Below are 12,781 nucleotides of genomic sequence, written 5' to 3' on the forward strand. Positions count from 1 at the left end.
CGTCGTCGCGACGGAGTTGTTCAGCGAAGCGGTCGCGGCGGTGATCCCGATGCTGTTGCCGAACGTGTTGCTCGTGTTCGTCAGTTGGATCGTCTGGCCGGCCGCATTCAGGGTCGTGGTGCCGCCCACCGTGAGCACGTCCGTCTGCGATATGCCGCTCGCCGTGGCCGTCAGGGAAGCGTTACCGCCGACGTTCACTGCGCCGGACACGGCGATGCTCTCTGCGTTGACAGTGAGATTGCCGGCAGTGTTCAGGGCCTGCAGTTGAAGGGCGGTCGTGTCCGCGACGAAAACGTTCTGCAGCGTGCCGCCGGCAACATTGAAGTCGATAGTGCCATCGAAGCGGTTTGTTGCCTGAGCGACGCTGATGGAACTTCCGCCGGCGGCGGTGAAGTCTGCATTGCCGGTGGCGGTGATCGTGCCCGCGGTCTGGTCGATGCCGCCGTTCGCAGTCACTGTCAGTGCGCCGGTCGTCACGTTGTCGGAGAAAGTGACGTCCTGAGCGCTCAGGCTCAGCGAGCCGGCGCTGATCGCGCCGGACTGCGTGAAGCCCCCCGTCAAGGTGTTGACGGTCAATGCACCGTCGACAGTGCTGGCGCCGAGATCGATGGCATTGCTGTCCGTAAGCTGTGCGCTGGCGGCGTCGGTGACGCTGACACTGCCGGTGAAATCGTTGCCTGCACTCGTCAGCGTGATCGTTTGACCGGGCGTGCTCAGCGTCGTGCTGCCGGCTGCCATGATCGCGCCCGCCGTCTGGTTGATGTTGGTGCCGGCGGTTATCGTCAACGCGCCGGTTGTCGTTGTCGTATCGGCGCTGAGCGTGACGGCGCTGTCGGAGGCAAGTGTCAATGAACCTGCCGTGATATTGCCCGATTGCGTCAGTGCGCCGGTGCTGTCGACGGAGAGCAGGCCGGTCGTCGTGCTTGCGCGCAGGTCGGTGGCGACGGAATTCGTGATCGACGCGCTGCCCGCCGTGACGCCGATGCCGCCATTGAACGCATTGCTGCCGTTCAGGGTCACGCTCTGGCCGCTTGCGGCAATGGTCGTGAGGCCAGCGACGGTGAGCGCGTTGGTCTGAGTGATGGCGCCCACCGAGGTGACGTTTAGCCCGCCAGTGATCATGCTCGTGCCCAGAACAGTAGGCGCAGCATTCCTCAGAGTCGTGTCGCCTGCCGCAGTCACACGGATGGTGCTGCCGAAACTGTTGGAGACGTTGTCGAGTGTGATGGCGCCGGTGCCGGTATCGAGCGTGACGTCCCCGCCCACGTTCAATGCACCCGACTGGGTGAGGCTGCCTCCCGCACTGATTTCGAGTGTGCCCGTCAGATTGCTGGTACCCAGATTGATGGCATTGATGTCCGCAAGCTGTGCATTGGCCGCGGTGATGCCGACACTGCCAACGAAGTCGTTGCTCGTGTTCGTCAACGTGATCGTCTGGCCGGCCGCGCTCAGCGTCGTCGTGCCATCCACCGTGAGCACATCCGTCTGCGAGATGCCGTTCGCCGTGGCCGTCAGGGAAGCGTTACCGCCGACGTCCACTGCGCCGGATATGGCGATGCTCTCTGCGTTGACAGTGAGATTGCCGGCAGTGTTCAGGGCCTGCAGTTGAAGGGCGGTCGTGTCCGCGACGAAAACGTTCTGCAGCGTGCCGCCGGCAACATTGAAGTCGATAGTGCCATCGAAGCGGTTTGTTGCCTGAGCGACGCTGATGGAACTTCCGCCGGCGGCGGTGAAGTCTGCATTGCCGGTGGCGGTGATCGTGCCCGCGGTCTGGTCGATGCCGCCGTTCGCAGTCACTGTCAGTGCGCCGGTCGTCACGTTGTCGGAGAAAGTGACGTCCTGAGCGCTCAGGCTCAGCGAGCCGGCGCTGATCGCGCCGGACTGCGTGAAGCCCCCCGTCAAGGTGTTGACGGTCAATGCACCGTCGACAGTGCTGGCGCCGAGATCGATGGCATTGCTGTCCGTAAGCTGTGCGCTGGCGGCGTCGGTGATGCTGACACTGCCGGCGAAATTGTTGCCCGCGCTCGTCAGTGCAATCGCCTGGCCGGCGCTCAGGGTCGTGGCGCCGTTGGTGGTGATCGTGCCCGCCGTCTGGTTGATGTTGGTGCCGGCGGTTATCGTCAACGCGCCGGCTGTTTCCGCATTGGCGTTGAGTGTGACGGCGCCGTCGGAAGTGAGTGTCAGCGAGCCTGTCGAGACCGCCCCCGACTGGCTGATCCCGTCCGCAGTGATGTTCAGATCGCCGCTGAGATTGAGCGCCTGCAGATCGAAGGCCGTGGTATCGCGCACTGTGACATCGGCGAGTGTGCCGGTACTGCCGAACGTGACCGTGCCGCCGAAGGCGTTGGCCTCGCCCAGCGTGATCGATTCGCCGTTGCCGGCGGTGAACGTGGCGTTCGCTGCAGTCGTCAACGCGCCGGTCTGCGTGATCGCGCCGGAGGATGTGAGTGTGAAATCACCGGTGATACTGCTGGCGCTCAACTGCGTGGCGAGGCTGTTCGCCAGGACAGTTGTGCCTGCGTCGATGCCGATGCTGCCAGCCAGTTGGTTGTCCGGATCATCCAGGGTGACCGCTTGATTGGTTGCGCTGATCGTCGTCGTGCCGCCGACTTCGATGGCAGCCGACTGAGTGATGGCGGCGCCGGCGGTGACGGAGAGATTGCCGTCGAGCTCGAGCGTGCCGGAGAAATCGACACCAGCACCAGAGTTGATCGTGAGTGATCCGCCGTCGGTGCTGCGTACGATGCTGCCGGCCTCGAACGAGACCGATGAGCCGGCGATCAGTTCGAGCGTACTGGCTGTGCCCCACGTGATCTCGGCTCCGCTGTCGACCGTCAGGGTCGCCGGCGAGCCATCGCCATAGACGGCAGTGGAAATCGTCAGCGTGCCCGGCGTAGCCAACTGCGCGATGATCCATTCGTCGCCGATTTCATTGTCCGACGCGGACGCAGCATCGCTGCCATCCACGATGTTGATCGTGCCCGGATCGAGCAGCAGCGAACCCGCCATGCCGTTTTCGCTCGTCAGCGTCGCGTGACCGCCGATCCGCAGATTCTGCCGGCCTGATACCTCGGCGAAACCGCCATTGCCGCTTGCGCCACCGGCGCGCGCCAAGATGTCGCCATTGAATGTCGTTCTTCCTTCGGACCAGACGGCCACGCGGCCTGCATCGCCGCTCTGCATCGAATCGGCGCGAATCACCGCGCCTGCATCGACCGTCGTGCTCTGTGCGTTGAGCAATGCAGGATCTGCACCTGCGAAGCCGCCACCGATGTACGCCGTGCCGCCGCCGTGCGTGCCGCTGACGTCGACGAGTGCCGTGCCCGTCAACGATACGTTCTCGCCGAGTACAGCGATTTCGCCGCCGGCGCCATTGCTCGCCGTCGCCTCCAGCGTGCCGCTGTTCACCACCGTCCCGCCATCGCCGACCAGCCGAATCACACCACCGACATTCTCGACCCGCGCAGCGCGAATCACGCCGTCGTTATTCACGGCACGTGCGACGACATCGCCGGCCTGCTGCGCCGTCAGCAACACCTGTCCGCCGTCGGCGGTGATCTGGCCGGTGTTGTCGACGGCGGCCTGCGCGCCGCTCGAATCCGTCAGCAGTCCGGCGTCGATCTGGAAGCGCATCAGTCCATCGCCGTCGAATGACAGCGTCGCGGCGCGTCCGGCGCCGAGATTGACGGTGCCGTAGTCGGCGACGATCAGACCGGTGTTCAGCACCGATCCGCCGAGCAGCGTGATGGAGCCGCCGTTCGCTGCGGTCAGCGCGCCGTGGTTGATGATGGCGCCGCTCTGTGCGGCCGACGTGCCGAAGGAGTAACGACCGGCCGCCGCGTCGGCGTCGGTGAGATCCAGCGAGCTGGCGACCAGCGAACCGACATTCACGCGCGCCGATGCGCCGAAGATGATGCCGTTCGGGTTCAGCAGGAAGACGCGGCCGTTGGCGTTGAGGCTGCCGAGGATCTGGCTCGGGTCCTGCGTCAGGATGCGGTTCAGCGCCACCGAACTCGCGGTCGGCTGGTTGAAGTTCACCTGCTCGTTGGCGGCGACGTCGAACGACTGCCAGTCGATGCTGACGCTGCTGGTCGTCTGATCGATCTGCGTGATGTTGCCTGCCGGCGTGCTGATCGTTGCAGCACCTTGCGTCACTGTGCCGTTCTGCGGCCCGGCGTGGGTCGATGCCGCGGCCAGCGACAACACCGCCGACACGGCCGCCGCGAGATAGCGCGAGCGCGGAAAGTTGTTCGTGTTCATGTCTGTCTCGTCGGCGCGCTTACAGCGTGAAGCCGAAGCGGAAGAAGTATTGCGGGTCGCGTTCGTTCGTCGGTTCCTGCTCGCTCAAGGGCGTGGCGACGTCGATGCGCGCGAAGTAGCGGTTGGTCAGGTTGAACTGCACGGCGCCGCCCCAGCCGTAGAGGTCGATGCTGTCGTCTTCGCCGGGCAGTGCGAGATTCAGTTTGCCGGTGGCGTAGTCGGCGAACAGCGAGAACTGCAGGAGCTGGCCCCAGGTCTTGCCGCCGAAGGCGGGGCGCGCGGCGAAGCCGGGGGCATTGACGATCCACTCGATCGATGCGAAGCCCGCGGTGTCGGCGAGGAACTCGGCGGTGGGATAGGCGCGCACGGTGTCGGGTCCGCCGATCGAGAACTGTTCGAGCGAGACGAGGATGTCGTCGGAGTACTGGCCGGAGGCGCGCAGCAGCACCGAGTGGTTCTGGCTGATGCGCTGGTAGCGCTGCACGCTGCCCGTCACCTTGTCGAACGCGCCGCTGGCGTCGAGGCGGCTGGCCTTGATGCCCTGCTGTTCGTCGTAGTCGGCGAGCGAACCGAGCAGGTCGCTGAAGCCGTGGCTATATATAAGAGAGAGCTGCGTGATGCCGCGCGTGCGCAGGCCGATGTTGCTCCACTGGAAGCCGAGGCTCGCGACCGAGAGCACGTCGTTGGCGGTCACGGCGCCCTGTTGTTCGAATTCAGCGTCCTTATGTGCGAACGTGAACTGCGCCGAGGCATTGCTGAGTCGCGTCTTGGTGAGCGACTGCGTGTAGGACAGGGACGCGATATCCGTCGTGCCCTTGATGCCGAGCTGGCGCAACAGCTTGCCGACCTCGAACAGGTTGTGCGAATAGCTGGCGCCGAGCTGATGACGCGGTCCGAACAGCGGCAGGCGATAGTCCATGCCGCCGTAGAGACCCTTCGAATCGCTGTCGTCCGGATCGAAGGCGTACAGGCCGTAGACGTTGAGCCTGTCGGCCTGGCCGAAGGGATCGTTGATGGTGAGACTGAGGTTGGCGCGGTATTCGCCGCTGTACTGCGAGCCCTGGTTGTCGATCGTGGTATCGAGCGCGAAGCGCTCCTCGCGCTGCGTCTTGATCAGCAGGTCGGTGGTGCCGACGCGATCGCCGGCCTGGAACATGGCGAAGGCCGAGAGGCCGGGATAGTCGGTGAGATGCAGCAGGGCGCTTTCCATGTCGTCCTTGTGCACGGGCCGCGACAGCAGATTCTTGAACGGCCGCGACAGCGTGCGCTCCGAATACATCTGCTGGCCTTCGAAGTGCAGCTCGTTGAGCGAGCCTTCGAGCACCAGCACGTTCACGACACCGCGCTGCACTTCCTGCGCCGGGATCACGGCCTGTGCGAGCAGCAGTCCATGCGATCGATACTGCTCCGCCACGCGATTCGCGACTTCCTGCAGCTGATTGACGGTGAATCCTTCTGCGGGCTGATTGGCGATTGCGTCGGCGAGCACGCCATCGACTGCCGCCTTGGGCACATCGGGTTGCGTCGCTGCGCCCATGAGTTCGAAGCGCGTGACGCGTACGCGCGGACCTTCATCGATACCGAGCGGACGGTCGGGAACGCGCGGCACGTCGAACGGCGCGAGCTGCGATGCATCCGGAAAATCCTGCGGCGGCCGGGGCTGCGCGCCGCCGGGCGTGGCTGCAGGCGGAATGGCCTGCTGGCCCCAGGTGACGGGCGCGTAACAGGGGCTCAACAAGAGAATGCAGCACAGGGCTTTCCCAGCCGTGCGGCCCGAGACGGCACTCACAGAAGTTTTCTCCCTTAGGCTCCGGCCCGGAGCCACCCGTCGATACGTGAGACGTGATTGTTGTGCCGCGAGGCTAGTCCCCGCCTTAGGGGATTTCAATCACGCGGGCTGCAGCTTTGCACTGCACGGGACGACAGGCGGCGACGGAACTCACGGAACCGGGAATCGGAGTTTCACACGGAGGTCACGGAGATCAAGGAGGTTGGAAAAGTAGAAACGTCTTCCACCGGGATTCTTCCTGTGGGTCAGGCTTCAGCCTGACTTCTGCAAAGGCCGGCTGAAGCCGGCCCCACAGAGAAAAGACCCCACTCTTCCGACCTCCGTGTGAAATCCGGGTCCGCTGCTCTTCAGCGCAGGTCGCGAACCACGCGGAAGCCGGTGGCCGCATCGGCTGCCCCCGACGACGGACGAACGAGTGCCGGGCCGCACTGCGAGATCGGATCGCTGAACGCGCCGCCGCGCGCGGCCCAGCCGTCGCCGGTCTTCACCCATTCCTGCGCATTGCCGGCAAGGTTGTAGAGACCCCAGCCGTTGGGACGGCCGGAGCGTACGTTGCCGAGGCCGAAGCCGCGGATCTTCTGGCCGTTGAGTTCGACGACGCAGTTGAAGTCGCGTTCGGTGCTGCCGCCCGGTGCGCCGGCGACGTAGGTCCACTCGGCATCGGTCGGCAGTCGATAGGTGTTGCCGGTGGCATTGCTCAGCCAGGCGACGTACTGCTGCGCGTCGGTGACGGGAATCGAGGTGGCGGGCAGGTCGGCCTGTCCGCCGCCGGCGTTGCACTTGCCCGATTCCTTGCAGAACGTCGCGAACTCTCCCGCGGAAATTTCGAAGCGGCTGATCGCGAACGGCTTCGCGACGCCTGCGCCTGCCGGGACGACGACCAGGTCTGGACCGCGACCGCTGCCAACAGCATCGAAGCAGACGCCGCGACTGCGCGTGCCGTAACCGGCGAGCGAGGCGCTGCAGCCGCCGCCCGGTGCGGATTGCGTCGCTGCGGGCGGCGTTGCGATTGCGGCCGTCGTCTGGGTCGGTGTCGCCGTGGTCGGTTGCGCCGCGACCTGCTTCGGCGGTTCCTCCTTCGCCGGTGTCGGGGCGGGCGCCGTGCGCGACGCAGCGGCAAGCTGCTGCGCGTACTGCTCGCGCAGCGTCGCGACCTGTGCGTTCGAGCGATCGAGTTCGAGCGAACGATCGATCAGCGAGACCGCCGTGTCGAATCGCGAGCCGCGAGCCGCGGTGGCGGCGAGACGGACGTACGCAGCGGCGATGGCTTTCGGCGCACTCGCGAGGAATGCGTCGTCGGCCGGCAGCTTCGAGCGCAGGTCGCGCAGCGTCGCCATCGCTTCGTTCACTTCGTTCGCGGTGGCCTGGTCCTGCAGTTTTTGTTTCAGCGCCGCGAGTTCGGCGAGGCGCTTCTGTTCGCGGTCGCGCGCATCCTGCTCGGCGCGGACGCGCGCGAGCAACTGCTGCTCCTGCGTGATGGCTGGCAGCGACGGCGCGAAGGCGGCGGCACGCTGCAGTGAAAGTTCGGCCTCGCTCAACCGGCCCTGCGAGCGCAGCGTGGCAGCGGCGCTGACATGAATCTGCGCAGCCTGCTGCTGCAAGGCCGCGAGGTTCGCGTCGGTCGGCGGCAGATAGGCTGCGAGGCGAGCCAGTTGCGAATGCACCTGGATGTCCCAGGCGTCATCGCCGGCGGCTTTCTGCAGCAGCTCGTTCAGCGACGCGCGCAGGGCGTTCGTCGCCTGCGCATCGTCCGCGACACCGGCGTTGCTCCGCGCGGCCTGCAGCTCGGCGCGTTTCCTTTCGACGAATTGCGGCTGGACGATATCGGCGTAGCGCGCGAGCAGCGCCTGCGCGTCGTCGTACGACTGCCGCGCGCTCAGTGCCTGCATGTCGCTGTCGAGCAGCGACTGGATCTGTCGGCGTGCGCCACCCAGCGCAGCGTCGTTCGGCGTCGTGGCCTGCAACAGCAGCAGGTCGTCGTGCAGCGGATCGAATGCACTCAGCGAAGCAGCAGTCGCCAGTTCGCCTGCGAGTTGGCCGCGCACTTCGGCCATGCGCGCATCGCGACGCTGCGTTTCCAGCTCGCGCGTGACGCTGTCGTCGAGATCCTTCAGCGTGCGGTCCTGCGGCGCGACGATCAGGCCGGCCTGCGTCAGCGCCTGCGCGAGGGCGACATCCGGTTTGCGCAGCGCGAGTTGCGCCTGCTCGGCATAGGCGGAAGGCAGGCGCGGATCGATGAGCAGCGGATGCTTCGGATCGATCTGCGCGATGACGCGCAGCACGCCGGCTGCACTCTCGGGATTCTGGGCGTCCACCAGCCAGCCCTTCTTCAGGAATTCGTCGAGCCGGTCGCTCTGGCGCTTGATCTCGTCGTTCTTGCGCGAGGTGAGCCGGTCGCCGATTTCCGAGACGGCCTGCGAATCCGGGAACAGCGTGCGCAGTTGCGCCATGAGTCCTTCGGCCTGCGGATAGTCGTACTTCTGCTGGTCCGCATCGGTGAGTGCGTTGATCTGCGAACTGAAGTGGCCGATGAGCGCCGAACGCAGGTTCTCGTCCAGCAGCAGGCGTGCGCGGGCATCCGGCGGCAGGGCTTCGATCTGCGGCAGGGCCTGTTCGATGGATTCGGGCGTGCCAACGCGCACCAGCGCGCCGATCGCCTCGCTGCGGCGACGCTGCAGGTAGTCGGGTACGAGCAGTGCCGCGGTCGCGCCGATCACGACAATCGCCGCAGCGATACCGCCCCACAGTGCCGGCGAGCGTTTCTCCGGCGAAATCTCTTCCAGGAATTTCGCGATGCTCGGTGAGCGCGCGTCGCGATCGAAGGCGAGCGAGCGCCGCAGCGCACGCCACTGGCGGCTGGTCAGTCCGCGGATCGGTTTCGGCTTGAGCTTCGCATCGCGCGCCTGCACGGCCGTCTTGCGTTCGAACGGATGCTGGCAGGTGAGCAGTTCGTAGACGACGCAGCCGAGCGCATAGATGTCGTCGCGCGGATCGGGCTCGCCGCCTTCGAGCATTTCGCAGCTCGCGTACGCAGGCGTGAGTGCGCCGAGCGTGCCGGCGTCGAACAGCGTCTTGCCGCTGGTGTCGTCCTCGGCGTCGGGGCGCTTGGCGGCGCGTGCGATACCGAAGTCGAACACCTTGATCGCGCCCGATTTCGTGATGAACGCATTCGCCGGCTTGAAATCCGAGTGCACGACCTGGTGTTCGTGCGCATAGCCGAGCGCGCCGCACAGGCCGCGCACGATCGGCAGCGCCTTTGCGACCGTCAGTCCCTTGCCGTCGAGATCCTTGATGTAGCGGTCGAGCGGCTGGCCTTCGAGCAGTTCCATGACGATGTAGACGTTCGAGCCGTCGCGATCGAAGTCGTACACCGTGACGATGTTGGGATGCGCGAGGTTCTGTGCCTTGCGCGCCTCGCGCTGCAGGGCTTTGAGCGATTCGGGATGACGTTTGAAGTCCTCGCCCAGCACCTTGAGCGCGGCGTAGGGATGGCGGTCCTGCGCTTCTTCCTTGCGCAGGTCGCGCACGCGGAAGACCACGCCCATGCCGCCCTTGCCGATCACGTCTTCGAGAACGAAGCGTTCCTTGATGGTGTCGCCGGGACGCAGCGGACGGAACTGCGAGCTGGCGGCCTGCAGATCGTTCCAGCCGCCCGACGAACTGTTGGCGCCGGTGGATGGCTGGCTGCGTGGCTGCGCATCGTGAGGCGCGAGCTTCGTTGCTTCGTCATCGCGCGGGGCTTGCGGCGCGAGCTTCGTCGCGGCGTCATCGCTGATGACCTGGGCGGCGGTGCGAAAGCGCGTCGCTTCTTCATCGGCCGCGGGCGCGACGATCTGGTCGGCGGGGCGGTAGCGGGTTTCGGCTTCATCGGCGGCTGCAGGAGCGGGCGTCGCGGGCGGCGTGGTCGCGCGCACGATTTCCATCAGGTCGAGATAGACCGGGCCGTTGATCCTGCCGGAGCGATAGCTGGTTTCGATCAATGCGCCGAGTACCGGCGCGAGCGACGGTTCGCGCGTGAGATCGGCCTTCAGTCCCGATTGCAGCGCCGGCAGGTCGGTCTGCCCTTCGACATACGATTCCAGTGCAGGGCGGAACTGACTCATGGGCGGCAGGCGGCTGAGGCTCTTGTGGGCGGTGTCCCGCCGTTATTGGAGCCGAATCATAAGCCTGCGCTCGATATCGGACCATCGACCAGGTCTCGGCCCGCGAGCGCTGCTGCCATCTGATCCCCTCCTCCGCGCAGCGGGGGAGGGTTAGGGTGGGGGCGTCTTACTCTTCCTGTAGGTCAGGCTTCAGCCTGACATTCCGAAGGCCGGCTAAAGCCGGCCCCACAGGAAGAAGAGTCAGAAGCCGCTATCCGTACGTCGGCTTCTGCGGCCACCCCGCCGGCGAATCCTCGAAATCCTCCTGCCGGCCGTACGGCGTGCGGTCGAGCAGTGAATACGAATCGGTGAGCGATTCGGCGCCGCGCGCGTAGGTCGAGTAGGTGTGGAACACGTCATCGCCGACGCGGAAGAAGACGCTCCATCCATGCGCTTCGCCCTTCGTCAGCGGCGGCATCCCGAGACGTTCGATCTCGGCCTGGCTGCGGAAGTTGTACTCGACCGGCGCGACGTCCGGATCGAGCGTGACGTGGAAGTCGTAATTGAAGTCGCTGCCGAAGGACGAATACCAGGCGATGTCCCAATCCTTCTGCGACTTGTATTGCGCCAGCTTCGCGAACGGCGCGCGCGAGATGGCGGCGAAGGTCGTGTCGCGCTGGTTCAGCATCGACAGATCGCCCATCGCACTGACGAGGCCGGTGCAGCCGGGACAGCCCTTCTCCCATTCGGGATCGAACATGAAGTGATAGACGACCAGCTGGCGGCGGCCTTCGAACAGATCGAGCAGGCTGACTTTGCCGCGCGGTCCTTCGAACGTGTAGTGCTTGTCGATGCGGACCATCGGCAGTCGCCGGCGCGCGGCGTTGACGCGGTCCATTTCGTGAGTCAGCGCCTTTTCCTGTTCGAGCAGCGCCCGGCGCTGCTTCAGCCATTCCTGCTGCGAAACGACGGCGGGGGCGGGGACCTGTTCACTCATTGCGGTTCTCCTGTGGGTGACGACAACCCATAGGACGCGAGCCTTGCGCCGCAGCCGACATTTCTATGTCGAGTTCTCCTCCAGCGACGCCAGCCCCATGCCTGCGAACGCAATCAATCCACCGACGATCTGGCCCGGGTGCAGGACTTCGCCGTACAGCCACACGGCGATGACGACGCCGACGATGGGATCGAGGTTCGTATAGCTGCCGACGACGCTGGCATCGAGTTCGCGCAGCACGTAGCCGTAGACGATGTAGGCGAGGGCGGAGGCGACGACTCCCATGAACAGCACGCCGGCCCAGGCGGATGCGGACGGCGCGGGCGTCTCGACTCGAAGAAATTCTCCCACCGCGAACGGCAGCAGCATCGCGGTGCCCAGCACCGAGATGACGGCGATCACGACGAGGTTGTCGGCATGTGCGAGACGCTTGGCGAAGACGGTGTATGCCGTCCAGGCCAGCACTGCGCCGATCATCCATAGCGCACCGAGCAAGGGCGCCGGAGAACCTGTATCCGGTTCGCCCGCCGCGATCAGCAGCGCAACGCCGACGATCGACAGCACGATTCCCGCCAGCCGCCGGCGCGAAGGCTTTTCGCCGAGGAAGAAGATGGCCGCGATGGCGATGGCCGCGGGCAATCCGGCATAGATCAGCGCGCCCTGCGAGGCCGAGCCATACACCAGCGCATACGTGAAGCAGGTGGAGAACGCCGCGATGCCGGCGAACGCCATCAGCAGCAGCGTGCCCCACGGTCGCGGCTGCGGCAGCAGTTTCAGCCCGCCGCGCGCGAACGCCAGCGGCACCAGGATCAGCGACGCGATCAGGAAGCGCAGCATCGCCAGCATCATGGGCGAGAAGCCCTGCGCCGCGGCCTTGGTCACGACGAAGGTGCTGCCCCACATGACCATGAGCAGGACGAGGCTGAAGAGGGCGAAGGCGCGTCGGGATTGCATGGGTGGAAGTATGGCGTATTGACAGAAAAGGCAGCGCGCTGGATATCGTCGTGCGCAACGAGGAGAGGACATGACCGCAACGATCCGCCGTCTCGACGTGCTGGGCGAGAAGGAAATCCGCGAACTCGGCGACGTGCTCATCGACTGCGTCGAAGGCGGCGCCTCCGTCAATTTCATGTGGCCGATGACGCGCGAGAAGGCGGATGCGTTCTGGCGAAGCACCGCGGCGAGCGCGGCGCGCGTCGAACGTGCGGTGTTCGTTGCGTACGATGAGCGCGGTGCCATCGTCGGTACGGTGCAGGTGATCTGGGCACCGCAGGAGAACCAGCCGCATCGTGGCGATGTCGCCAAGATGCTGGTGCATCGCAGGGCGCGGAAGTCGGGGCTGGGCGCGGCGTTGCTGCAGGCCGCGGAACGTCATGCACGGCAGAAGGGACGGACGTTGCTGGTGCTGGATACTGCGAGCGCCGATGCCGAGCGGTTGTACGCGCGGCAGGGCTGGCAGCGCTGCGGCGTGATTCCGGACTATGCGTTGCTGCCGGACGGCGCGTACTGCGACACGGTGGTGTTCTGGAAAAGACTGGAGTGATTTTCTGATCCCCTCCTCCGCGCAGCGGGGGAGGGTTAGGGTGGGGGCGTCTTACTCTTCCTGTAGGTCAGGCTTCAGCCTGACTCCTCAGAGGCCGGCTGAAGCCGGCC

At 65.7% G+C, this 12,781-nt stretch carries 6 protein-coding genes; 1 reads left to right on the forward strand and 5 read right to left on the reverse strand.

The features are described 5' to 3' along the window. The 5 genes from V7D81_RS21350 to V7D81_RS21370 all read right to left on the reverse strand — a co-directional run. A partial coding sequence (locus tag V7D81_RS21350; RefSeq protein WP_324320113.1) for a beta strand repeat-containing protein occupies positions 1-4,260 on the reverse strand: 4,260 nt, incomplete at its 3' end. A gap of 19 nt (positions 4,261-4,279) precedes the next feature. Then, positions 4,280-5,995 carry a ShlB/FhaC/HecB family hemolysin secretion/activation protein gene (locus V7D81_RS21355; protein ID WP_324320115.1) on the reverse strand — a complete coding sequence of 572 codons (1,716 nt, stop codon included), beginning with the start codon at positions 5,993-5,995 and terminating at the stop codon, positions 4,280-4,282. A gap of 401 nt (positions 5,996-6,396) precedes the next feature. Beyond that, positions 6,397-10,152, reverse strand: coding sequence for a bifunctional serine/threonine-protein kinase/formylglycine-generating enzyme family protein (locus V7D81_RS21360; protein WP_324320117.1), 3,756 nt, complete (start codon positions 10,150-10,152; stop codon positions 6,397-6,399). A gap of 250 nt (positions 10,153-10,402) precedes the next feature. After that, on the reverse strand, positions 10,403-11,128 hold the full coding sequence (locus V7D81_RS21365; protein ID WP_324320119.1) for a DUF899 domain-containing protein: 726 nt from the start codon (positions 11,126-11,128) through the stop codon (positions 10,403-10,405). Between the two features lie 63 nt (positions 11,129-11,191). Next, positions 11,192-12,082: a DMT family transporter gene (locus V7D81_RS21370; protein WP_324320120.1), complete on the reverse strand. Its 891-nt coding sequence runs from the start codon at positions 12,080-12,082 to the stop codon at positions 11,192-11,194. A 70-nt stretch (positions 12,083-12,152) separates the two neighbouring features. Between V7D81_RS21370 and V7D81_RS21375 the strand changes: the two genes are divergently transcribed. Beyond that, positions 12,153-12,671: a GNAT family N-acetyltransferase gene (locus V7D81_RS21375; RefSeq protein ID WP_324320121.1), complete on the forward strand. Its 519-nt coding sequence runs from the start codon at positions 12,153-12,155 to the stop codon at positions 12,669-12,671. The last annotated feature ends 110 nt before the right edge of the window (positions 12,672-12,781 follow it).

It is taken from the genome of Povalibacter sp. (assembly GCF_036735925.1).
In the GTDB taxonomy this organism is placed as follows: Bacteria; Pseudomonadota; Gammaproteobacteria; order Steroidobacterales; family Steroidobacteraceae; genus Steroidobacter.

Bases quoted from the DNA above. Each gene is read 5' to 3' on its own strand.
- V7D81_RS21360 (WP_324320117.1), bottom strand. From the start codon at position 10,152: ATGAGTCAGTTCCGCCCTGCACTGGAATCGTATGTCGAAGGGCAGACC.
- V7D81_RS21365 (WP_324320119.1), bottom strand. From the start codon at position 11,128: ATGAGTGAACAGGTCCCCGCCCCCGCCGTCGTTTCGCAGCAGGAATGG.
- V7D81_RS21370 (WP_324320120.1), bottom strand. From the start codon at position 12,082: ATGCAATCCCGACGCGCCTTCGCCCTCTTCAGCCTCGTCCTGCTCATG.
- V7D81_RS21375 (WP_324320121.1), top strand. From the start codon at position 12,153: ATGACCGCAACGATCCGCCGTCTCGACGTGCTGGGCGAGAAGGAAATC.